The sequence below is a fragment of the Erythrobacter sp. SG61-1L genome, assembly GCF_001305965.1.
Classification (GTDB): Bacteria; Pseudomonadota; Alphaproteobacteria; order Sphingomonadales; family Sphingomonadaceae; genus Andeanibacterium.
Map to the genome: position 1 here is coordinate 44,174 of NZ_JXQC01000002.1, position 19,184 is coordinate 63,357.

30 protein-coding genes are annotated in these 19,184 nt (G+C 61.3%); 23 read left to right on the forward strand and 7 right to left on the reverse strand.

Annotated elements, in window-relative coordinates:
- Positions 1-31: 31 nt before the first annotated feature.
- Positions 32-1,234 (reverse strand): AAA family ATPase, encoded by a 1,203-nt coding sequence (locus SZ64_RS00275; RefSeq protein WP_054528986.1) that lies wholly within the window; start codon positions 1,232-1,234, stop codon positions 32-34.
- A gap of 271 nt (positions 1,235-1,505) precedes the next feature.
- Positions 1,506-2,627: a replication initiation protein gene (locus SZ64_RS00280; protein WP_054528987.1), complete on the reverse strand. Its 1,122-nt coding sequence runs from the start codon at positions 2,625-2,627 to the stop codon at positions 1,506-1,508.
- Positions 2,628-3,332: 705 nt separating this feature from the next.
- Here SZ64_RS00280 and SZ64_RS00285 point away from each other — a divergent pair.
- The 7 genes from SZ64_RS00285 (at position 3,333) to SZ64_RS00315 (ending at position 8,033) form a co-directional block, all read left to right on the forward strand.
- The gene (locus tag SZ64_RS00285; protein WP_156313361.1) at positions 3,333-4,181 is read left to right on the forward strand and encodes a toprim domain-containing protein; all 849 of its coding nucleotides are present in this window, start codon (positions 3,333-3,335) and stop codon (positions 4,179-4,181) included.
- Positions 4,166-4,948: a hypothetical protein gene (locus SZ64_RS18780; RefSeq protein WP_054528988.1), complete on the forward strand. Its 783-nt coding sequence runs from the start codon at positions 4,166-4,168 to the stop codon at positions 4,946-4,948. The genes SZ64_RS00285 and SZ64_RS18780 overlap by 16 nt, the downstream gene beginning before the upstream one ends.
- Before the next feature lie 30 nt (positions 4,949-4,978).
- Positions 4,979-5,323: a single-stranded DNA-binding protein gene (locus SZ64_RS00295; protein ID WP_054528989.1), complete on the forward strand. Its 345-nt coding sequence runs from the start codon at positions 4,979-4,981 to the stop codon at positions 5,321-5,323.
- Between the two features lie 472 nt (positions 5,324-5,795).
- Complete coding sequence (locus SZ64_RS00300; protein ID WP_054528990.1) at positions 5,796-6,734, forward strand: zincin-like metallopeptidase domain-containing protein; 939 nt, start codon at positions 5,796-5,798, stop codon at positions 6,732-6,734.
- 53 nt (positions 6,735-6,787) lie between these two features.
- Positions 6,788-7,015 carry a hypothetical protein gene (locus SZ64_RS00305; RefSeq protein ID WP_054528991.1) on the forward strand — a complete coding sequence of 76 codons (228 nt, stop codon included), beginning with the start codon at positions 6,788-6,790 and terminating at the stop codon, positions 7,013-7,015.
- Entirely contained in the window at positions 7,012-7,611 is a 600-nt protein-coding gene (locus SZ64_RS00310; RefSeq protein ID WP_054528992.1) for a hypothetical protein, read from the forward strand. Before SZ64_RS00305 ends, SZ64_RS00310 begins: the two co-directional genes overlap by 4 nt.
- Complete coding sequence (locus SZ64_RS00315; RefSeq protein WP_054528993.1) at positions 7,608-8,033, forward strand: hypothetical protein; 426 nt, start codon at positions 7,608-7,610, stop codon at positions 8,031-8,033. The genes SZ64_RS00310 and SZ64_RS00315 overlap by 4 nt, the downstream gene beginning before the upstream one ends.
- Positions 8,034-8,048: 15 nt before the next feature.
- On the opposite strand, the gene SZ64_RS00320 is transcribed toward SZ64_RS00315, so the two are convergent.
- A complete protein-coding gene (locus SZ64_RS00320; protein WP_054528994.1) occupies positions 8,049-8,300 on the reverse strand; it encodes a helix-turn-helix transcriptional regulator in 252 nt (83 codons plus the stop codon).
- 58 nt (positions 8,301-8,358) lie between these two features.
- Here SZ64_RS00320 and SZ64_RS18890 point away from each other — a divergent pair, with 58 nt between their 5' ends.
- The 4 genes from SZ64_RS18890 to SZ64_RS18680 all read left to right on the forward strand — a co-directional run bounded on the left by SZ64_RS18890 (position 8,359) and on the right by SZ64_RS18680 (position 10,276).
- A complete protein-coding gene (locus tag SZ64_RS18890; RefSeq protein WP_241772938.1) occupies positions 8,359-8,676 on the forward strand; it encodes a helix-turn-helix transcriptional regulator in 318 nt (105 codons plus the stop codon).
- 62 nt (positions 8,677-8,738) lie between these two features.
- Positions 8,739-8,888 carry a hypothetical protein gene (locus SZ64_RS18675; protein ID WP_162225037.1) on the forward strand — a complete coding sequence of 50 codons (150 nt, stop codon included), beginning with the start codon at positions 8,739-8,741 and terminating at the stop codon, positions 8,886-8,888.
- 184 nt (positions 8,889-9,072) lie between these two features.
- Positions 9,073-9,687 (forward strand): hypothetical protein, encoded by a 615-nt coding sequence (locus tag SZ64_RS18060; RefSeq protein WP_082384352.1) that lies wholly within the window; start codon positions 9,073-9,075, stop codon positions 9,685-9,687.
- Positions 9,665-10,276: a hypothetical protein gene (locus SZ64_RS18680; RefSeq protein ID WP_162225038.1), complete on the forward strand. Its 612-nt coding sequence runs from the start codon at positions 9,665-9,667 to the stop codon at positions 10,274-10,276. The genes SZ64_RS18060 and SZ64_RS18680 overlap by 23 nt, the downstream gene beginning before the upstream one ends.
- On the opposite strand, the gene SZ64_RS00340 is transcribed toward SZ64_RS18680, so the two are convergent.
- Positions 10,273-10,524 (reverse strand): hypothetical protein, encoded by a 252-nt coding sequence (locus tag SZ64_RS00340; protein WP_054528997.1) that lies wholly within the window; start codon positions 10,522-10,524, stop codon positions 10,273-10,275. The two genes, SZ64_RS18680 and SZ64_RS00340, sit on opposite strands and share 4 nt — an antisense overlap.
- Positions 10,521-11,768: a type VI secretion protein ImpB gene (locus tag SZ64_RS00345; RefSeq protein WP_054528998.1), complete on the reverse strand. Its 1,248-nt coding sequence runs from the start codon at positions 11,766-11,768 to the stop codon at positions 10,521-10,523. The genes SZ64_RS00340 and SZ64_RS00345 overlap by 4 nt, the downstream gene beginning before the upstream one ends.
- Before the next feature lie 114 nt (positions 11,769-11,882).
- Here SZ64_RS00345 and SZ64_RS19000 point away from each other — a divergent pair, with 114 nt between their 5' ends.
- Genes SZ64_RS19000 through SZ64_RS00355 form a run of 3 tightly spaced genes read left to right on the forward strand, consistent with a single transcriptional unit; the run spans position 11,883 to position 12,690 of the window.
- Positions 11,883-12,014, forward strand: a complete 132-nt coding sequence (locus SZ64_RS19000) for a hypothetical protein (RefSeq protein WP_277813727.1) — start codon at positions 11,883-11,885, stop codon at positions 12,012-12,014.
- Positions 12,011-12,448, forward strand: coding sequence for a hypothetical protein (locus SZ64_RS00350; protein WP_054528999.1), 438 nt, complete (start codon positions 12,011-12,013; stop codon positions 12,446-12,448). Before SZ64_RS19000 ends, SZ64_RS00350 begins: the two co-directional genes overlap by 4 nt.
- Before the next feature lie 41 nt (positions 12,449-12,489).
- The gene (locus tag SZ64_RS00355; protein WP_156313363.1) at positions 12,490-12,690 is read left to right on the forward strand and encodes a DUF6771 family protein; all 201 of its coding nucleotides are present in this window, start codon (positions 12,490-12,492) and stop codon (positions 12,688-12,690) included.
- Here the strand turns inward: SZ64_RS00355 and SZ64_RS00360 are convergent.
- A complete protein-coding gene (locus SZ64_RS00360) occupies positions 12,685-12,939 on the reverse strand; it encodes a hypothetical protein (RefSeq protein WP_054529001.1) in 255 nt (84 codons plus the stop codon). The two genes, SZ64_RS00355 and SZ64_RS00360, sit on opposite strands and share 6 nt — an antisense overlap.
- Positions 12,940-13,378: 439 nt before the next feature.
- Between SZ64_RS00360 and SZ64_RS00365 the strand changes: the two genes are divergently transcribed.
- The 5 genes from SZ64_RS00365 (at position 13,379) to SZ64_RS00385 (ending at position 15,982) form a co-directional block, all read left to right on the forward strand.
- On the forward strand, positions 13,379-14,245 hold the full coding sequence (locus SZ64_RS00365; RefSeq protein WP_054529002.1) for an LPD29 domain-containing protein: 867 nt from the start codon (positions 13,379-13,381) through the stop codon (positions 14,243-14,245).
- Between the two features lie 128 nt (positions 14,246-14,373).
- Positions 14,374-14,865 (forward strand): DUF6884 domain-containing protein, encoded by a 492-nt coding sequence (locus SZ64_RS00370; RefSeq protein WP_241772939.1) that lies wholly within the window; start codon positions 14,374-14,376, stop codon positions 14,863-14,865.
- 327 nt (positions 14,866-15,192) lie between these two features.
- The gene (locus SZ64_RS00375) at positions 15,193-15,483 is read left to right on the forward strand and encodes a hypothetical protein (protein ID WP_054529003.1); all 291 of its coding nucleotides are present in this window, start codon (positions 15,193-15,195) and stop codon (positions 15,481-15,483) included.
- Positions 15,480-15,752: a hypothetical protein gene (locus SZ64_RS00380; protein ID WP_054529004.1), complete on the forward strand. Its 273-nt coding sequence runs from the start codon at positions 15,480-15,482 to the stop codon at positions 15,750-15,752. The genes SZ64_RS00375 and SZ64_RS00380 overlap by 4 nt, the downstream gene beginning before the upstream one ends.
- A gap of 53 nt (positions 15,753-15,805) precedes the next feature.
- Complete coding sequence (locus SZ64_RS00385; RefSeq protein ID WP_156313365.1) at positions 15,806-15,982, forward strand: hypothetical protein; 177 nt, start codon at positions 15,806-15,808, stop codon at positions 15,980-15,982.
- Between the two features lie 81 nt (positions 15,983-16,063).
- Here SZ64_RS00385 and SZ64_RS00390 read toward each other — a convergent pair whose 3' ends face one another.
- Positions 16,064-16,621 (reverse strand): CopG family transcriptional regulator, encoded by a 558-nt coding sequence (locus SZ64_RS00390; RefSeq protein ID WP_162225039.1) that lies wholly within the window; start codon positions 16,619-16,621, stop codon positions 16,064-16,066.
- Positions 16,622-17,082: 461 nt separating this feature from the next.
- On the opposite strand from SZ64_RS00390, the gene SZ64_RS00395 reads away from it, so the two are divergent.
- The 4 genes from SZ64_RS00395 (at position 17,083) to SZ64_RS00410 (ending at position 18,958) form a co-directional block, all read left to right on the forward strand.
- Positions 17,083-17,271 (forward strand): hypothetical protein, encoded by a 189-nt coding sequence (locus SZ64_RS00395; protein ID WP_054529007.1) that lies wholly within the window; start codon positions 17,083-17,085, stop codon positions 17,269-17,271.
- Positions 17,261-18,079, forward strand: a complete 819-nt coding sequence (locus SZ64_RS00400; RefSeq protein WP_241772940.1) for a hypothetical protein — start codon at positions 17,261-17,263, stop codon at positions 18,077-18,079. Before SZ64_RS00395 ends, SZ64_RS00400 begins: the two co-directional genes overlap by 11 nt.
- A gap of 359 nt (positions 18,080-18,438) precedes the next feature.
- On the forward strand, positions 18,439-18,759 hold the full coding sequence (locus SZ64_RS00405) for a hypothetical protein (protein WP_054529048.1): 321 nt from the start codon (positions 18,439-18,441) through the stop codon (positions 18,757-18,759).
- Between the two features lie 10 nt (positions 18,760-18,769).
- Entirely contained in the window at positions 18,770-18,958 is a 189-nt protein-coding gene (locus SZ64_RS00410) for a hypothetical protein (RefSeq protein ID WP_054529009.1), read from the forward strand.
- The last annotated feature ends 226 nt before the right edge of the window (positions 18,959-19,184 follow it).

Here is a 19,184-nt window from a genome sequence, read left to right on the forward strand (position 1 = left end):
GCACAAATTGCAGCCCTGCAATTTGGTCCGATCAGGCATGGCCTTCCTTCCTCAGTTTGGCCAAATGGCTTGGCCAGAGCCGCCGAATATCCAGCTCGATTTCGTTGCACACGCCATCGAGATACGTCAGGCAACGATCACGCACGTCCTTGCCGGTCATGGGCTTGTCGACTTCATAGACCGTCATCAGTCGCGCCGTGGCATTGTCGATTTCCGCCGAGTTTTTAAGCGGCGTCCGCAACATCGCATTGCCGTAGAGCTGGCGCATCAATTCGAGCAGGCCCTTTTGCATCGACTTGTTCTCGTCGACCTTCGACGCGACGAAGCGCAGAAATGCGAGATTGGGCGCAAGACCATGTTCCTTCAGATTCTCAATCGTTTCATCGAGCATCGCGAGAAATGCCGCAGTGGAGGAAAAATCCATCACCGTTGGCGGCACCGGCACGACAAGCGCATTGGCAGCGCGCAGCACCGACAGCGAGATTGCGCCCAGCGCCGGAGGCGGATCGAGGACCACCACGTCATAAAGATCGCTGACCGACGCGATTCCTTGCGCGAGGCGATCGAGCAGAACCCCCTCCCCTCGCGCCATACGCGCAGCAATCTCATATTCGGACTGAAACAGATGTAAATTCGCCGGGATCAGATCGAGTCCGTCGAAATGCGTCTTGAGGATCGCATATTCCAGCGTGTCGCGCTCGCCTTCGCGCAGGAAGGGATAGAGCGTTTGCGCTTCAGTCAAATCCAGATCGGGAACATAGCCGAACAGGGTCGTAACCGATGCCTGGCTATCGCAGTCGATCAGCAATACGCGATAGCCCTTGATCGCCAGATTTTGCGCCAGATGAACGCTGATCGTGGATTTCCCCACGCCGCCCTTGAAATTCTGAACGGCCAAAATCGCGCAAGGTTCGTCCGGTCGACGCCAGGGCCGCGTTCCGAACGTCCCGCGCATATCATTGAGCTGCGCGAGCGTATATCCGACGCGCCGGTTGTTCTTGCCGCGAGGCGGCGGCACCAAGCGGCCGTCATTCTCTGCATCGCGGATCGCCGCTGGCGTCCTTCCAACCAGCTCGGCGGCCTTGCCAATGGGAAAAGTCGGCTCGCGCCTCTCACCCGCGCGGGCCGATTGTGCGTCGCTCCGCAGCCGTTCAAGAACCGACGACGACCGGGCCGCCAGATCGGCAACGCTTAGTGTCTGTTCTTCGAGAACATTGTCGATTGCAGATGCCATTGGCGCTCCCTTTGTGAAATCTAAAGGGACAATGGCCAACTTTCGCTTTTTGGTCAACAATGGGCTGATAATCGAAAGTGCGGCGTAGCCCCCGCCACTTTCGAAAGGTAACGCACAGCTAGGGGTGGTTTTGCCCCTCCTCCCTCACTCTGCCCTCTCCTAACCTGTCGTCTTGGGGGCACATCCATCCCTTGCCGGTGCAAATTGCAGCCCTGCAATTTACACCCACCGGATGCCATGAAGGCACAAATTGCAGGGCTGCAATTTGTGCCTAAGAGGGTCGCCCACGACGGGCGGAATACGACTCACACCAGCCTTTCCATGATTTTTCGAGCGCCCGTCCGCTAATGCGGTGTAGCCGCTCGCCCATATTGTCCCGATAAGCTGTCGCGATCATGTCCACGTCCCAGCCACCACCGTAGGTCTTGCCAATGTCGTAGAACTCTTCGCTGCCGTATTTCAGGGAACCCGAAGGGAAGGAGGCGAATTTGGCGCGCGGCGTGCTGTCGGGCGCGGCGAGTTTTGCTGACAGTCCCGCGACCAGTTGCCCGATCGCATCCGGCGATACCAATTGATCGTCAGCGACCGTCATCGTTTCGACGGTCTTTTCGCGGCGCGCGACACGACCGCTCGAATGACGGGTCAGTTCGTCGACGGTTTCAATCTGTTCGGGCGGTGCCTTGGGCTTAAATCGAAATTCGATTTCGGAGACGGCGCGACTACGCTTCGTCTCGGTCCACTCCACGGTGAAATGCGCCAGTTGGTCAATCTCCGCCTGCGCGACTTTCAACACCCGGCGACGGAGCTGAGCAAAGTCGGCATAGGCGTCCGGGTCGATACCCAAGGCAGCACGCAAACCGATTATATCGACTTTCCATACAGGTTGCCGCCGATGCAGGCGAAGCGCCCCTTCCTCATAGAGCTTGAGCGAATAGGCGGATCGGAACCCAAGCACGGCCTGACGGTGCATGACCGCATAGGTTTCCGATTCCTGGATCAGCTTGCGCGCATCGGGCGTGAACTCCCATTCAATCCATCCCGTTTCCTCGCTCTCTTCGCTTTCCTCCCAGGATCGCAAAATAAGGCTGAAACGCTTGGTCGCGCGCTTTCCGCGCCAGGACGTATCATTTTCGGCAAACAGCGTGCCGTGCAATTCCATAAGCAAGTCGAGTATTCGTTCATTGCTCTTGTGACCGCGCCGAATATCGGACTTCCGCAGCCGGTGCCGCATATCGCGCCACGCATCGCCGCCAGCGGAAAGAACCATCAGTGCGAACAGGCGTGAGGCCGCAAGGCTTAGCGATTGACCTTTGACGAAGCGGACTTCAACGAGCTTTCCGGGCTTAGCAAATTCTTCGCCGCCCTTGCGCTGGAGCGTGGCCGCCACCTTCATCGAGCGAGGGGAGACTAATTCCTCTGCTTCGGTTATATCTATCGCTTGCGATTTCCCCATCGCTATCACCTCGCCCTTCATGGGTTGCCTGACCTGTCGCCGTTCGTCAAGTCAGGACAGGATAACGGAAAGGACAGCCCCCAAGACGACAGGTTTGAATCTTTGCGCCATCCCCGGAAAAGCCAAGGAGTCATCACGAGTCGCGCGTTATCGGTCGCGGACCTCGATAAGCGCCACAAAGGGCGAGGGGAGGGACCAATTATCACCGATTTCGCGAATCGCCCCCAAGGCGTCAGGCTCCCCCCGATCGGACAGGTTACGGCCCCCAAACCGACAGGGTTTAGCCCCCAAGGCGTCAGGCTAATGCCCCCAGGACGACAGGATTGACCTTCATTTATCGCGCTAATCCAGATACTTGCCTCCCCCTGAATCATGAATCTTAGAATCTGGAATCACCCCGCCGCATTCGCGACGGGCGTTTTTCATAATGATTCGATTGAAAAGGTGATCCACGCAGTGTTGCGCCAAAGGACCGCGACCGCTGCTCAATAAGACCGATCGCACCGCGCTCACCCGTTACGCACCTGATCTTGCCGCACGGTCGCAACCGGCAGCTTCGCCGCCGGAGGGCTTGGCAGGGAGGTAAAAGGGCAGGGCAAATGGAATAATCATTGTCGGATTTGTATTATACGCTATTTCCGACACATGACAATCACGACCACGGCAGCGGCGAAAGAGGCTGTGCGGCGGCTGAATGGCACCTGGCACGGCAGTTATGGGAAGGCACTCTGCCCGGCCCATAACGACAAGCGCCCATCGCTTTCGATCACACCGGGCCGAGACGCCGTGCTGTTCCATTGCTTCGCCGGGTGCAGCCAGGCCGCGATCATGGAGGCGTTGTCAAAGAAGGGTGGCTATATCCGTCCCACCGAACGCGATCCCAACCCGCCGCAACGGCGCGACCTCGCACCGCTCGCCCGCGACCTTTGGAGCAAGGCTTTGCCGCTCCCCGGAACGCCCGCCCAACTCTATCTCGAAAGCCGCCGTCTCGGTCATTCGACCATCGGCCGCTATGATCCCGCCGCGCTTACCTATGAAGGCGGCGAGCGCCTTCGCCTTCCAGCCCTCTTCCTGCCCATCATCGAGCGGCGCGAAATCGTCGCCCTGGCCCGCGTGTTCGTCGACCGCGATGGCAACAAGCATCCGTTGCTCGAAGATGCAAAGCGCACTCTTGGAGATCCGCGCGGCGGCGCTGTCCGTATCGGTCAACTGGACGGCGATCACCTCAATCTGGCTGAAGGTTTCGAGGAAGCCGAATCCGTAATAGCCCTGTTTGGCCTTGCGGGCTGCTGGTCCGTGAATGGGGCAGAGCTATATGCGCGGGTCCATATCCCCGACCATATCCGTTCGATCACCATCTATTCGCAGCACGGCGCAGCCGCCGCCAATGGCGTGGCCAAGGCCAGACCGCATCTTGGCGCTCGCGGCCGAACGATCGCGGTCGAGCTGCCACCCCCCGGTGGCGACTGGAACGACGCATGGCGGGCCGCGTGATCGGCCGCATCCCGATCTTCTTTTCAGGCGGGATCATTCTCGCTGCCCTGTTTTCCAAAGCTCACCCCGATTTGATCGCCAATCCGCTGCAAAGCGCGCGCGGGGCGTGCGATCAGTTCGTTGACCAGGCGCTTTGCCAAGTCGCCGGCACCATCGACGCATTGCGGCATGATCGCCCGCCCGTTCCCGGCGTTTCAACCTTCCTCCCCGAACGGATCGAAACCCCCGGTGCCGTCGACCCGGCCATAACCCAGCACGATATAGCTTCGACCGTCTGCGATCCCGGTTATCTGTCCGCGCGCACGCCCAAGCCGTCATGGACGGCCGCGGCGCGGCGCCGCCTCGCCAGCGCACGGCTCCCCGACGAAAGCGCGGAGAATTATGCGCTGGATCAGCTCGTCCCGATCTCCCTTGGCGGCGCTGCGTCCGACGCGCGCAATCTGTGGCTCCAATCATGGACCGGGCCGTGGAACGCGAGCCGCAAAGACGCGCTCGAAACCGTGCTGCATCGTATGGTGTGCAACGGGGAACTTACCCTGGACTCAGCGCAGCACGCGATCGCGAGCGACTGGATCGAGACTTACCGCCGTGTCGTGACACCGCAAAATCTCGCGCGTCATCAATTGCCGCAGCGGTGGGCCTTGAAGAACGGCGATCAGATCGGGCCGTCGATCCAGACCGGAAACGACCAAGGGCCGGTCATTCTGCAAACGAATATCGAGCGGGGAGGGGGAGCCTATGAGGTTCCCGCCATTCCGGTCGAATGACGATTTCACTGAAGGAAGGGAGTTGAAGCCATGTCGCGTGACACAGCAGAGTTTCATATCATCGGGAATATCGGCAGCATCCGACCGCGTGAGAAGGTCACATATGTCCGGGTCGCCGTAAAATACTCCCGCAAGGAAGGCGATGAATGGACGGAGCATACCCGCTGGAACAGCGTGACTTGCTTCGGCAAAGTGGCTGAGAAGGCGCAGAAGGCTGGCGTTGGCGACCTGGTTCGTATTACCGGAGTCCCTGAAGAAACCGCCTACGAGCGTGGCGGCGAAACCATTTACGGCACCGACCTGATCGCCAAACATTTCTATATACACAATCGCGCTGGAAACGGTGGCGACGACGCCAGCCCCGATGCCGATTGAGAAGGGGAGGGCGGGGCGGCCGAACCCGCATTATGCGGGTGACGATCCTCGCATGAAATTGTCGCAGGATCCGCGTGCGCGGATTTTGCGGCGTCTCTTTTCATCACCCCGCCAGCAACCGGCATGGTGATGGGGCGGCGCAGCGCGTGAGCATCCCCCCGCTCGCGCGCGCGCCGTCATAGATCGACGGCCGACGAGCGGCCGACTTTTCCCGTTTCTCGTCTTTGTTTCTGATTCTGGGGCCTGTTCCTGCCCCCTGTCGCAAGGGCTGGACCGTCGCGGCCGCAGGCGGCCGCGCTTGGCGGGCACGGCGGTATCCCCGCCTTCCGCGCCGTCGGCTTGTGCAGGCGGGTGATTCCCCTCCGCCGTCCCCGGCCCTCAATTGCGCCATTCCCCGACCCGGCTCGCCACTCAGGCAGAAGCCGATGGACGCCATCGCCTTCGGCTCCATTTTAGGAAGGGAAACAAGCATATGGCACGGAAATCAACCCGCAGCGCGCAAGCCAACCGCATCGACGTTTACGAAGAGGTCACAGCCAGCATTATCGCACTGTTGGAGGCAGGCACCCGCCCATGGTCGCCATCATGGGCATCGGGCGCTGCAACGCTTCCTTTGCGCCACGAAGGAACGGCCTACCAAGGAATCAATATCCTCTTGCTTTGGTCCGCAGCGATGACGCGCGGCTATTCCAATCCCTATTGGATGACCTACCGGCAAGCGGATGAGCTAGGCGGTCAGGTCCGCAAGGGCGAGAAGGGCAATCTTGTCGTTCACGCTGGAACCTTCACCCCAAAGGACGGCGAGACGGGCGAACCTGTCACGAACAGCGACGGCGAGGAAGCGAGCCGCCGCTATCTGAAACGCTATGTTGTGTTCAATGTCGAGCAGATCGACGGCCTGGACATGGCGAAATATCCGGTCCCGGTTGTCGAGATCAAGAACCGCGACCAGCGCGACCCCGATCTTGATGCGGCTTTTGCCCGCTATCCCGTCACCTATCGGGAAGGGGGCGGCAGCGCCTTCTATGACGACCGCGCCGACTGTATCCAAATGCCCGCTTTCGCTGATTTCGTGAGCGGCAACGCCTTCTATGCGACCCTTGCCCATGAGGGAATCCATAGCACCGGGCATCCCGACCGCTTGGACCGCGATAGCCTTCGCAAATATGCTGACAGCAAGGAAATCCGGGCTTTCGAGGAATTGATTGCCGAGATTGGCGCAGCGATGCTTTGCGCGCAGCTAGGCATGGAACCGACCGAGCGCGAGGATCACGCCGCCTATATTGCCGATTGGCTCAAGGCCCTTCGCAATGACAAGCGCGCCATCTTCCGCGCGGCCACCGCCGCGCAGACCGCGAGCGAATTGATCCTCTCTCACATGGCCAACCAGCCCGCGAGGCAGGCCGCTTGACCGATCAGGGGGCGGCCGCGCGCTGCCCCGCCATTTCCCGAAAGGATCGCGCCATGACCCCGAACAACGAGCCGCGCTTGCAGACCGGATATGACTATCTGGCAGCGAGCCTCACCAGCGGTCCCGACGCACATCAATATCGCGCGCTATTGCGCGCCTATCTTGACCATTACGACATGGGCACGACAGGCGACGACACCACCGCCGACAGGATCGAGCGGCTTTCTGCTTTCCTTCGCCTGTTGGCCGCTGCCGCCATCGCGGAAAGGGCGGCGACATGAGCAGCGACACAGACGAACGCGCCCCAGCGGTGACAGGTTACAACCCGGAAATCGCCACCGTGTCGGCGGCGGAATTTGCCGAGCTTATGGCGCTGGCGCGTGAGCAACCGCGCCTAACGCCCGATGGGCAATGGCGTCACGATTATCACGCCGCCATGATCGCCAAGCGGACCATAGGCGTGCAGCCGGACCTATTCGGCGCGAAGCCGATCATCCACATGCACCGGACGAGGCCGGGGCCGGTAATCGACTGGCAACCGGAGCCTGTTGACGAGAAGCTGGCCCGGATCGCGCGCGACCCCAATGCGGCTTTCGGCATCGGCCGCCCCGCGCTCAGCGATGAGGAAAAGGCGGCGATGCTCCGGTCCGCCGCGAACTGGCTGCGCCTTGGCCAGCGCGTTCGCCTCACTGGATCGACAGGTTCGATAGACGGCCAATTCGAGCGCAGAGTCGGCCGCGTCGGCGTGGTCTGGCGCATATCCAGAGTCCTTACCGATCATGTTCATATCTATCTCGATCCGGTGGGGGCCGAGCGATCCGAGAAAATCGTTTTCGTCGAGCTGCGCGACGTGGAGCCGATTGAGGATCAGCTATGAGCGCACCGCACCGCACCGGAATAGGCGATAATGGCGGGCTGCCGCTGGACGATCCAGCGCGGCCGTCCCCGGCCCATGCGCCACGGCCCTATGATGCTGCCTGTAGCCGCTGCCTCCATTGGGAGCCGCCCACCGAGCGCGAGGAATCCGACTATCGCGCGTGGAAGGGCGGCTATGGCCGCCGCGTCAAGGAGCCGAGCGGTTATTGCCATCGCATCCGCCACCGTCCCGGTGGCCCCATCGCCAGCGGCGGAACGATGGGCCGCAGCTTTTGCCACAATTTCGAGCGCAAGCCCGATCCCGAACCCGAATGGGGCAGGGGCCGCGCTTTCGTCACCATCTGGCAGGACGACAAGATCGCGTGGCAGGGCAGGGAAGGGGAGGAACCCGCCGAGTTTCGGCAAGGGGAACTGGACCTGTGAAGCGCCGACCCCGCCTTATTCGGACACGTCGCCCGAAATGTCGGGAGGCATCAGCAAAAGATAGGCATGGATACTCAGCCCCTTCGCAATGCGCTCGATATTATCAATCGAGACATTGCGTTCGCCGCGCTCAATTCCGCCGAAATAGGTTCGGTCCATTTCTATGTCATAGGCAAAATTTTGCTGACTGATACCCAGCGCCTTCCGGTGGCGGCGGATATTCGCAGCTACGATCTCGCGTAGGCAACCAGGATGGGTGCGTTTCACCCTTCATGGTTCACCCGCAAGATGGTTATAAGGCGACGGGTTTTAAGCATCAATTCTCTTGCTGATTCGTAACTGGAAAATGACGCTAACTAGGGGCGCGGGCGTGAATAGTCAGGAGCAAGCGAACGAGGCGGCCGAAAAGCGCGGTATCATTCATGCCGCAGCATCGCAGCACGCCATGCTTCTCGGTCGAAATTGCCGGGAGCGCCGCAAGATTCTCCATATGTCGCAGGCTGAGCTAGGCGAGCGATCCGGCGTTGCCGCATCGCACCTGTCGAACATCGAGAAAGGCCGCAGCAATCCGACATTGGAGGTCATGGAGGCGATCGCGAAGGCGCTGAATTGCAGCGTTGTCGATCTTCTAGGCGATGGATGACCACACAAGGGCAGATTCCGGTAGAACCTAAAAGCCGCCGAGCGCCCCGCGCGTCATTCTGAGTGCGGATCGTCCTTGGTGCCGGTCCGATCTCCTTCCTGTCGGGCGACTTCGCGCTCAAGGACTTCGCGGATGAACGCGGCCCGTCGCTGGCGTCCCACCAGCTTGTCAATGCGCTCGCCAAGACCTTCCGGCAGGCGGATGTTGGTTGATTTCACGTTGAGCGGCGGCCTTCCCATTCCTGCGTCGTAAACCAGCCCAAGATGGGTTCAATGCGAAGCCTAATAACCGGCACCGCTTATTGAGTTTTTCCTGTTATTCATGTTATAAGCGGTGCCGGTTATTATCTCCGGACACCAATTTTGGTGATGGAGATCAGCGGCGAAGGTGATTCTCATGTCTCCAGACCAATACGGCGCGAATGATTCGTTGACGGGTGCTGGCACGTCGCGCCGCAGTCTGTTGCGAGCGATCGCGGCCGCACCGGCGGTAGCGGCCGCGCCCTGGGGTGAGGCGCTGACGCCGTTGTATGAAAGCTATGGTGACGCCGCGGCGACCGTTGTTCGATCGAGAGAGGGGCGGGCCTTTAGCCGCCAGCGTTATCATGTTGCGGAAGGTTTCTTCCCCACTGAACAACCGCAGGGACGTTTGGCATGGCAAACCTTTTTGTATCGGTCAGGCATTGCCGCCCAGCTCGCGCTATCCTCCCACTTGCTGGACATCGGTTTTACCGATGAATGGTGCGCCCGTAACATCGGCCTCCGTGTCGCCAAGTCGTTAGCCTATGCCAATGCGACTGGATTGGGGCACAATTGCCCGGAGATGGCACGCCTGGCGCTCGTCCTCACCCCCTATCATCGCTGGAATCAAGTCCGCCCGTCAGGCCAGTCGGAACCCGATGACGGTGGATTTACACCCGCTCAGGTTCGCGTGTGCCTTCGCGCGCTGTTGGACCGCGTGCATGATGTGACTGGCCATCCCCGCCCGCGTGGGTGGGAACGCCGCCTTTGATATGTCGGAAAGCGGACGCGAGCGAAAGACGGCCGCGAGCGCCTTGTTTATTTCGGCTTTGATGCACGCGGTCCTCTTGGTGCCGCTTGCGATCCCCAATTGCTCGCTTTCGCCATCGGATGATGAACGATCCGAGGCAATCGACGATCGGCCGCCGTTAGCGGCCGAGATCGTGACTGACATTCCGCCGCCTTCCCGAAAGCCACCCCGTATCGGAAATGAGCTATGTGATCCTAACGCGCCCCCTGAATGGTCATTCTTCAACATCGAGCCTGGTTTGGCCGTCGATCGGATGTATCAGGCCGCGGACCCCTATTTTCGCCAGATAATGATGGTGGGAGTGCCCGTGCAAGTAACACGATCACGCGCCTTGCGAGGTTGGTTCAGGCCGATTGATGCCGTGCGTTTACTGGCGGGCGACGTGGGCGCATGTGTTTCCGATTGGGGAGGTGACGTGGGCATCCACCCCTGTCACGGATCGAATGTGCCATTCAGCAGAGCCAAGGAATGGCAGGTTAGACGAGAATGGGAGCCAGCGGGTTGCACGACGCCGACGCTTGCCCTGATGCCCAATCCTATCACTGTCTAGGCGATCCCTCCGACGAAGCCTTTCGTGTCCCCGCTTCGCGGCATGGCGAGACGCATTACCCCGCCACAGCCGCGTTGCCGACACCGCGCGCGCGCTTCGACTTCGGACAGCCAGAGCCGCCCGAAATCTCCGCGCGCCAGCAGCTCGCCCGCTGTCACGAACCGGACCTTGCCGCAGCGGCGGCATGTCAGTTCGAGCCGGTCCCCGGTATCGAGGTCGCGAAGCTGGACGGTATCGAGCCAGCTCACCAATTGTCCTCCGCTTCGGGAATCCGCGTGTAGCTGATCTTCGACCCGACATTGCCCCCCGCAGGCGGCGCCCACGGTCCCAGGCTCACCACCGTTTGCCCATAGCGCGCGTTGAGGCTGTCCATCGCCTGCGTCAGCATCTCGCAGCGTTGCCGTTCAGCATCGTCATTGGCGAACAGATCCGGTTGCCGCGCCCCGGCGTCGGTCAGCTCGCCCAACGTCACGCTCAGCCGCAGGATATTCGTGGCGGGCGGGATCACCGCGACGACATGCTCCCACAGCCGCGCGAACGCGGCGAGGATCGCCATATCGTCGGCAACCTCGCCCAGCGCCTCCACATCGCCCCAGCTCCGTTCATAGCCGCGCAGGCTGAGATAGAGGGCCGAAGCGTAGAAATTGGCGCGGCGCATCCGCCGCGCCGCCTTGATCAGAAGCAAACGGCCCATCACGCGCGCATCGTCGAGGCCGCGGCCGTCAGGTGGCAACACTCGTGAATGGCCGAACATATTGCGTTCGGTTTCCGGGGATTCGATCGCGTAGCCATGCAGCGCATACCAAAGCCGCTCGCCCGTGACATTGCGCCACAGCGCCCGCGCCTGTTTCGGCGGCAATGCCATGAAGCCCGGAATGTCGACCACCCCGGCGCGCGCGAGCCGCTTTGCCATCGAGCGGCCGATGCCCGGAATGTCCGAGAGCTTCAGCCGCGCAAGTTGCGCGGGCACATCTTCAGGATGCCAGACCACCAGGCCGTCAGGCTTGCGCGTGTCGCTCGCGATCTTCGCCAGATGCCGATTGGCGGCCATGCCGATCGAGCAGGTCAGGGTGGCCCCGATATTGTAGCGGATCACCGTCTTGATGCGGTCCGCCAGCTCATGCGGCGCGGCGCGATGCTTGCGATCGAGCCAGCAGGATAATTCATCAATCGACTTCACCTGATCGACCGGAATCACCGTGCCGATCTCGCTCACCAGCGCATTATGCGCGCGCCGGTATAGGTCCGGCTTTTGCGGCACCAGCACCAGATCGCGGCACACAGCGCGCGCCTCGTCGACCATCATTACCGACTTGACGCCGCGCGCCTTCGCCTCGCGCGAACAGGCGATGATGCAGGTTCGCCCGCCACCCTGATAGGGCACGACCCCAACAGGGCGGCCGCGCAGGCGCGGTTCGCGCAATTGCTCCACCGACGCGAAAAAGCCGTCAAAGTCGAGATATAGATGTTCGATGCTGTCCGGCTTCCGCATGTCCCTGGCTCGATTCGGAAATGAAGGGCCAGCAAGAACAGAAAAAGAACAAACCGGCAAGGCAGCTTAGGCTCGCATATTGTCGGATTGTCTCTATTTTACAAATCCGTCAATATGCCCGTTATGATGCAAGGGCCTGATCCCGATGATGATTCCGGCTTCGGCTATGTGATCCTGCTGGACCACTGGATTTTGATCACAGCGATGATGATCGGTGCCGCCTTGGGCTATGGATTGGTGTTATGAGCATTATCGCCGCAGGGCTGGTTTTCCTTTGCACGCCGACACTCGTTGCCGATGGCGACGGCCCGGTCTGGTGCGCCGAAGGTCCGCGCGTCCGCGTCGCCGGGATCGCCGCGCGCGAGCGCGACAATAGCTGTCGACGCGGCCACCCCTGTCCCGACGCTTCCGGCGACGATGCCATGCGGGCGCTGGTGAACCTGCTTGGCGGCGCGAGCGGGCGCATCCGGTTTCGCGGCGCTGCCTACGATCATATTCGCGTCAACGCGCCCACCATGCGCTGCCTGTCGATCGGCAGCGCCGGGGGCAACCGGACCGGAGCCTTTTGCACCCTTGGCGACGGCCGCAATCTCAGTTGCGCGATGCTCGCCAGCGGCACGGTCGCGCGCTGGGGCCGCTACTGGCGCGACGATCAGCGTTGCCCCCGCCAGCCCCGTTAAGCGGGCTTGCGTTTATGTTCTTTTTTTGTTCTCATTGTCGCATGGAACGAATCTTGGAACGAGTCGGATGTGATGAGCTGTCCGCGATCATTCTGACAGCGCCGGGATGGGCGCGTGTCGCCTTGACGATGCCCGATGAGCAGATGCGCGAACGCGCGGCCGACGCGATCGCCGCGACCATCATCGAAAAAATGTCCGGCGTGCCTGGACCCGACCGCAATCAACTGGCGTTGCCGCTATGAAACCTCGTCACCGGACCGCCGACGCTGCGCGCTGTCGTTTGATCCGAATCCCAGCAGCTCGTTGCAGGAAAAGCCGCTAACCGCGCGGGTGAGCCGGTCCGTGATCGGCAGGATGACCAAGAAAAAGACCAGCATGAAGATCATGTAATCTTCGATGAGGATCGCAGCTCCCCACATAGCGAAGATGCCAGCGCCGAACATCGTCATGTAGCCGATAGCCTTGCGCGATTTCGTGGCGGTCCGTTCCATGTGGGAACGGTATCCGACAAATAGGCCGATGCCAATTGCGATCGGGCAGGGCAGGGGGGGAAGCCTCCCCCTGAGTTCGAGCCGCTTCGCTGTCTCGCCCTACCCCCTCAGCGGGGGGCACCCCCGCAACGCCCCCCTGTCTCTTCCTTCCACGTCGACCAGCTCGCCGGCGCGATCGTCGCGCGCGGATCTAACGCCGCGGTCGATAGTGCGCCGCCAGGGCGACGCGATCTTCATGTCTTGCCGGGGAAAGGGGCGCGCGGCCCCCTCTCCCTGCAACGACAATCAGCCGGACCGGGTTGGCGCGAAGCGCCTGCCCGCACCACTCCGGCAGATTCCCGCTGCCCCCACTCTCCCCGCGTTCTTGGGCGTCCGTGTCCGCCGGTCGATGGCGCGAAGGCCATCGGCCTGACGGCCAATGAAAAGGAAGGAAAGAGAAATGACCATCATTGTCGGAACCCGGATAAATTGCGTTCTGCGCCACGCGGGCAGGGGCATCGTCTATGCAATCCACGGCGAGCAGCGGCCCGATACGGTGTCCTGTGCGGGCGGCGTCTCTCACAGGGGAGGCAGCGCCACTTTCGACGTTGTTTTCGAGAACGGCCACCAATCCTTGAAGCTGCCGGAGTGCATCATTCGGGGCGTGCAATGGTCGATCCTGCCCGGCATTGCGACGGACAAGGAGATTGCCGAGGCGCTGGCCTATGCCGCGCATGTGGCGGCGAACGCGCGCAAGGCGGCCGAGGATGCGGTCCTTAGATTTGCCGTGGCTGTCCAGCGCCTACGCGCCGACCCGGCCCTCAAGAATTTGCTTCAGGGCGAAGAACTCCGTTCGGGCAAGCTGGCGGTCAAGAATATCCGCACCGAACTGAAAGCGGTCTTTCCCGGCGTCCGCTTTTCGGTCCGCAATCGCGATCATGGAAGCATTGACATCACATGGACCGATGGCCCGACCGAGGGCCGCGTGAAAGAGGTGACGGACAAATATGAGGGCGGAGTCACCGACATGGACGATGGCGGCGAATATTGTCCCTCGCCCTGGACTCATGTTTTTGGCGGGGCCGATTTCGTCTTTACGTCCCGCACTCACTCCAATCCCCACATTGCCCGCGCGATCGACGCATTGTTCGCCAGCCATGACGGCTTGGATGGCATCGCGAAGCCCACCCCTGAAACAGCCTTCGGCTCCTTTGTCGCGGTTCCGGGGGAGCAATGGGATTTGGGCATCCTGATCCGCTTGCAGGCCGCCGATATGGAAGGTGAGGAAGCCGCGCGCGATGATAGGCAACGGGACGAGGGGGATTGACCGATGGCCCGCGATTGCGTCCGACCGCCGCGCTATATTCCGACCCCCAAACTGATCGCCAAAACATGGGGCCGCCAGCTTCTCGCCTATCATCTTGCCGACCATTTCGCGGATATGGAGGACGGCCAATGATGCCGATGCTTCCGGCCCATGCCGCGCATGAAGCGAGCAGCGCCGCAGCGGTCTATCTTGTAAGCTGCGCGGCGCAAAAAGCCGCGCAGCGCGAGCGCGCGGCCGACCTCTATCAATCGGACTGGTTCAGGAAAGCGCGCACCTATGTCGAGGCCATCGGATGCCGATGGTTCATCCTGTCGGCCGAGCATGGTTTGCTTGATCCTGGCGCGCATATCGACCCCTACGACACGACACATGCCATGATGAGCGCGGCCGAGCGCCGCCTATGGGGAACGCGCGTGGCGGACCAGCTCGATAAGGCGCTAGGCGCTGATTATGCGGGCGAGATCGTTTTTCTCGCGGGCAAGCACTACCGCGCACCGTTGCTCGATTATGCCGGTAAACGTGCGCGCGTTCCGATGATCGGCCTTGGCATCGGTCAGCAGAAGGCGTGGCTTGCGGCCCGGATTGTCGAAGCAGGCGGGAAGGGGAGGCCCGGTCCATGAAACCGGGCCGCTGCCATCGGTGAGGATCATTCGCCGGCGAACCGGCCAATGATCGAATAGCCGCCGATACATCGGCCGCGCTGGTATCAGGCGCTTCGGGGCCTGTTCCTGCCCCCTGTCGCAAGGGCTGGACCGTCGCGGCCGTCGGCCGCGCTTGGCGGGCACGGCGGTATCCCCGCCTTCCGCACCTTCGGCTTGTGCAGACGGGTGATTCCCCTCCGCCGTCCCCGGCCCTGATTTGCGCCATTCACCGACCCGGCTCGCCACTCAGGCAGAAGCCGATGGACGCCATCGCCTTCGGCTCCATTTTCAGAAAGGAAAAAGCACATGGGACTCGTTAATCCCCTGCATAGTATCGACGCCACCACGATCGAACGGATCAACGCCGAGCGCACAATCGACCTCGCCCGCTACCTTGAGGAAGGCGTTGACGACCGCATCGGTCACTTCCTCAATCTTTATCATCACTATGGCGTTGACGTGGAAATCACGATCATGCTGGCCGACATGCTGGGGCCGGACGAGGATTTCGACGGCCTTATCACCACCATCGAGGACGGGTTCGAGGACGGCATTGCAATGGTGGCCGACCTCTCGGACCGGGAGGCGCAGGCATGAGGACCGACCGCGCTCTTTTCGCTGCCGTGCGCGCCTTGCCGCATATGGCCATCACCAAGCGGGACGGAGAATATCGCGTCAGCTACCGGCTCGCTTCCATCACTCGCGCAGATCAGGGCAAGCATGATGCCGATTGGCGGCGCGACCATGCCGAGCGCGTTGCCTATTACACCACGGACCGCGAGGACGCGGCCGCTACGGCCTTGTCGCTGTCCGCTCAAATGGTCCGCTTTCTGGACCGGATCGCTGAATCGGAGGCGGGCCGATGACCCGCGCCGAGGGTGAGAACGCAGCGCCTTTCGATAACATAGGGAACAGGATCATGGACAAGATCGAATTGCGTTGCCCGCATTGCGGGAGCGCCAACATATTCAAGGATGCCGCTGCCGCATGGGATGCCGAGGCGCAGGAATGGACCCTCATTTCGGTCCACGATCACGAAACCTGCGAGGACTGCGAACGCAGCGGCGACTATATGGCCGAACGTCTCTCCCTCTAGGAACGAGACGGGCGAAGCCCCGCCGGTCCCCTGGATCGGCGGCGGCCGCGCGTCCCACAGGTCCGCGCGGCCATGTTTTCGTCAGGCTTCCATCTGGTCGGAGGCGGCGTCAGCCGCAAGTCGAGCCTTTGCCCGCTCCCAAATACTGGGTATCTCATCGAACGCTTCGTCTCCGGCATCGACGCAATATTGATAGAACAAATCTTCGAGCGGCGTCCTGAGATCAAAAATATCATCGGCGGCAAAGCCGATCGCGGCCGTAACCATCGGCACACCCTTTGCGTCGAGAGATAATGTCGGGTTCCCCGCATTGCCTGATATTCCATAGGCTTTCGATTTCTCGATGACCTTCTTGCGAAAGACGTCATAAAGAGGCTCGACCAAATCGGCCCACTCGGCGTCGTAGAGCTTGGCGATCACCCGTTCAAAAACCTTGCGTTGGGCGTCCATGACTTCAGCGCCAAACTCCGACCAGTCATCCTCCGTATCCCCAGCCTCGTAATTCTCCCTGTCCTTTCGGGCGAAAAATGCCGTAATCGCATCACGCGCTATGTCGGATTTACTGCATCGGCGCGCAGCCGCTTCCTCGCTCAATCTTGCCTCGATCTCCCTCGGCAGACGCACATTAAAAAGGCTCATTCCGATCGCCTCCCGTTCTTGTAAGACAGCGTAAGACATCTTCGTTTGAATAGCAAAAATCAAGCAGGGGCGGGGGAAGCCTCCCCCTGAGTTCGAGCCGCTTCGCTGTCTCGCCCTACCCCCTCAGCGGGGGGCACCCCCGCAACGCCCCCATTGCCTTCCTTCCACGTCGACCAGCTCGCCGGCGCGATCGTCGCGCGCGCGGATCTGGCGCCGCGGTCGATAGTGCGCCGCCAGGGCGGCGCGATCCTTTTGTCTCGCCGGGGAAAGGGACGCGCGGCCCCCTCTCCCTGCAACGACAATCAGCCGGACCGGGTTGGCGCAAAGCGCCTGCCCGCACCACTCCGGCAGATTCTCGCTGCCCCCACTCCCCACGCTGTTCTTGGTCGTCCGTGCCCGCCGAGGCCGATGGCGAAGGAAGCCATCGGCCTGACGGCCAATGAAAAGGAAGGACAAGCAAGATGCTCGAATATCTCCAAAAGCTGCTGACCGGACCCGATAGCGTCATCCTGACAATCGAGACTGAACATTATTGTTACGAGCGCGCTGGTATCATTGCCGTCGATCAGACCGGCATCGTCATTGACAGCCAAGAAGAAGTTTACTGCCTCCCATGGGGCACGATCTATCTCATCGAGATTGAGCGTTAAGGCCATGGAAAACCATAACCCCGATATTCATGGCGATACCCTTGGCGAATTGCTCGTCGCGAAGGGATTTGCCCCCAATCTTGTCGTTCTCGACATAAATCGCGCGCTGGACGTGCCCCACGGTTTCACTTTGCCCGCGCCGTGGAATCTGCCCTCCCGCCTTTTCCGCTTCCCGATTGAGGCTTGCCCGCCCGATGGCGATCAGCCCCGCAAGATCGGGCTTCGTCATCCGCTTTTGGCGGATCATCCCTATGTCCGACATGTAGAGGCGTTGCTGGGTTTCGAGATCGACCGCCACGGCGCGCCGAACCGCTATGGTCATTCCACCGCGCCCGATGCCCGCTGGTGGCACGCGGTTGACCTTATCACCGCGGGCAAATGGCGCGAATTGCTCGAAACGCAGGACTTCACCGATCCGGGCTGCATCATGTGGGCCGTCGCCTATGGATGCCGCTATTCCCACCATGAGGACAAGAAGGCCGCAGGATATATTACCACCGGAGAGGCGCGAACGATCATGCGCGAAATGGGCGCGACCGAGCCGGAGGACCGCAGCGCGATCATGCGCCTGTTCAGCGAGCCGAAGGTTTGCCGACAGGATAACGCCAGTGAGCATTGGCCGATCAATCATGGTCGCCAGTGCGCCGAGGACGTGGCGTGGGGCTTCATCATCGGTATCGAGGACGGTTGGTTCAAGCACGACCGTTCCGGCTATCTCCAATGGTCGCAGCTAGGCCGCGACCGTTACGCGGCGGGCGATAGCGTCAGCTTCACCGAAAGCAGCGGCCAGAACGCATTTGCATTTTGAGGGGGAAGCGATGGCTATCCGGTTGATCGAGGGACTTCACCTTACCGCCACCCAAAAGCGCCACCTTGCCGAGATCATCGGCAAGGGATGGCGCGACGGCCAATCGGGTCGCATCTCCTACAGGGTGGAGCCGGTTGACGGGGAACCCCGCCGCTTCCGTTACCACTGGCGCAAGCGCGAGCGCGACGATTGGGGGCGTCCAGTCACGCGCGAGGGGCGGGGCATCATCGAATATCTGCCCGGTCCTAATCCATCGCGGCGCGGCCGTCACAAGCGACGGCCGCGCCGCTATCGCCAGAGATCAGGAGACGTTTATCTTCTGTTCCAGATGGGCCATGATCCTGATAACGAGGTGCAACATGAACGAGACGGGCAATATCTCACATTCCGATGCACAGGCGGCGCTAGATCGTCTGCTGCCCCTCGCCTTGTCCGATACCGGGCAGTCACGCATTACCGCGAATTTCCTCTTGGCATGGTGGAACGCGCACGACCACGGCGGCTTCGATATTGCCGACCTGTTCAGCGTGGACCGGGCAGTAGCCGATGATATGGCCTGCCTGTTCGCCTTTCTCGGTCAACATGGCGGCGCGGTCTATGCCGATGCCTTCGGTCGCAGGGCTGAAATGGTGAAGCTGATCCGGCTATGGCGGAACGCCGATGTCGAGGCGGCGGAATAGGAGAGCCGGGATGAACAAGCTGCCGAGCGAAGAGAGATTGGAATTTCTGGCTCGAAAATCCTTGGAGGCACAGGCGCTTTTGTGTCTGGTTCTGGTGGCGCTCACGGCACTGTTGGTGTTCATTGTTGTTCCGCTTCAGGTGCCGGAAACGGTCAAGACTGGCGTTTGTCTTGCTGCGATAGTGGTTGTGTTCTGGTAGCTTACGCCATTTTATCGAAGCCTGCCCTCGTCGTTCCAGATTATGAGCGACGTGGAGCCGCGCGGCATCCGCTGGTGGTTCGAGATCGCGCGCATCAGCCTCATGGCCTTTTCGACGCTGGCGCTTATCGCTTTGGCGATTTGGGTGCTGAAAGCGTAAATCGAGAACCCGTCGAGTAGATGGAGCGGCGTGTCGGCCGCGCCGGTGTCTAGTCGGGGAGGGGGCG

Coding starts and splice junctions, on each gene's coding strand:
- SZ64_RS00310 (WP_054528992.1), top strand. CDS start 7,012: ATGAGCAGCGACACAGACGAACGCGCCCCAGCGGTGACAGGTTACAAC.
- SZ64_RS00410 (WP_054529009.1), top strand. CDS start 18,770: ATGAACAAGCTGCCGAGCGAAGAGAGATTGGAATTTCTGGCTCGAAAA.
- SZ64_RS00295 (WP_054528989.1), top strand. CDS start 4,979: ATGTCGCGTGACACAGCAGAGTTTCATATCATCGGGAATATCGGCAGC.
- SZ64_RS00390 (WP_162225039.1), bottom strand. CDS start 16,621: ATGAGCCTTTTTAATGTGCGTCTGCCGAGGGAGATCGAGGCAAGATTG.
- SZ64_RS00300 (WP_054528990.1), top strand. CDS start 5,796: ATGGCACGGAAATCAACCCGCAGCGCGCAAGCCAACCGCATCGACGTT.
- SZ64_RS00280 (WP_054528987.1), bottom strand. CDS start 2,627: ATGAAGGTGGCGGCCACGCTCCAGCGCAAGGGCGGCGAAGAATTTGCT.
- SZ64_RS00350 (WP_054528999.1), top strand. CDS start 12,011: ATGAGCATTATCGCCGCAGGGCTGGTTTTCCTTTGCACGCCGACACTC.
- SZ64_RS00285 (WP_156313361.1), top strand. CDS start 3,333: ATGACAATCACGACCACGGCAGCGGCGAAAGAGGCTGTGCGGCGGCTG.
- SZ64_RS00375 (WP_054529003.1), top strand. CDS start 15,193: ATGGGACTCGTTAATCCCCTGCATAGTATCGACGCCACCACGATCGAA.
- SZ64_RS18060 (WP_082384352.1), top strand. CDS start 9,073: ATGTCTCCAGACCAATACGGCGCGAATGATTCGTTGACGGGTGCTGGC.
- SZ64_RS00395 (WP_054529007.1), top strand. CDS start 17,083: ATGCTCGAATATCTCCAAAAGCTGCTGACCGGACCCGATAGCGTCATC.
- SZ64_RS00345 (WP_054528998.1), bottom strand. CDS start 11,768: ATGCGGAAGCCGGACAGCATCGAACATCTATATCTCGACTTTGACGGC.
- SZ64_RS19000 (WP_277813727.1), top strand. CDS start 11,883: ATGCCCGTTATGATGCAAGGGCCTGATCCCGATGATGATTCCGGCTTC.
- SZ64_RS00360 (WP_054529001.1), bottom strand. CDS start 12,939: ATGGAACGGACCGCCACGAAATCGCGCAAGGCTATCGGCTACATGACG.
- SZ64_RS00365 (WP_054529002.1), top strand. CDS start 13,379: ATGACCATCATTGTCGGAACCCGGATAAATTGCGTTCTGCGCCACGCG.
- SZ64_RS00385 (WP_156313365.1), top strand. CDS start 15,806: ATGGACAAGATCGAATTGCGTTGCCCGCATTGCGGGAGCGCCAACATA.
- SZ64_RS00275 (WP_054528986.1), bottom strand. CDS start 1,234: ATGGCATCTGCAATCGACAATGTTCTCGAAGAACAGACACTAAGCGTT.
- SZ64_RS00305 (WP_054528991.1), top strand. CDS start 6,788: ATGACCCCGAACAACGAGCCGCGCTTGCAGACCGGATATGACTATCTG.
- SZ64_RS00405 (WP_054529048.1), top strand. CDS start 18,439: ATGAACGAGACGGGCAATATCTCACATTCCGATGCACAGGCGGCGCTA.
- SZ64_RS00355 (WP_156313363.1), top strand. CDS start 12,490: ATGGAACGAATCTTGGAACGAGTCGGATGTGATGAGCTGTCCGCGATC.
- SZ64_RS00370 (WP_241772939.1), top strand. CDS start 14,374: ATGATGCCGATGCTTCCGGCCCATGCCGCGCATGAAGCGAGCAGCGCC.
- SZ64_RS00315 (WP_054528993.1), top strand. CDS start 7,608: ATGAGCGCACCGCACCGCACCGGAATAGGCGATAATGGCGGGCTGCCG.
- SZ64_RS18780 (WP_054528988.1), top strand. CDS start 4,166: ATGGCGGGCCGCGTGATCGGCCGCATCCCGATCTTCTTTTCAGGCGGG.
- SZ64_RS00380 (WP_054529004.1), top strand. CDS start 15,480: ATGAGGACCGACCGCGCTCTTTTCGCTGCCGTGCGCGCCTTGCCGCAT.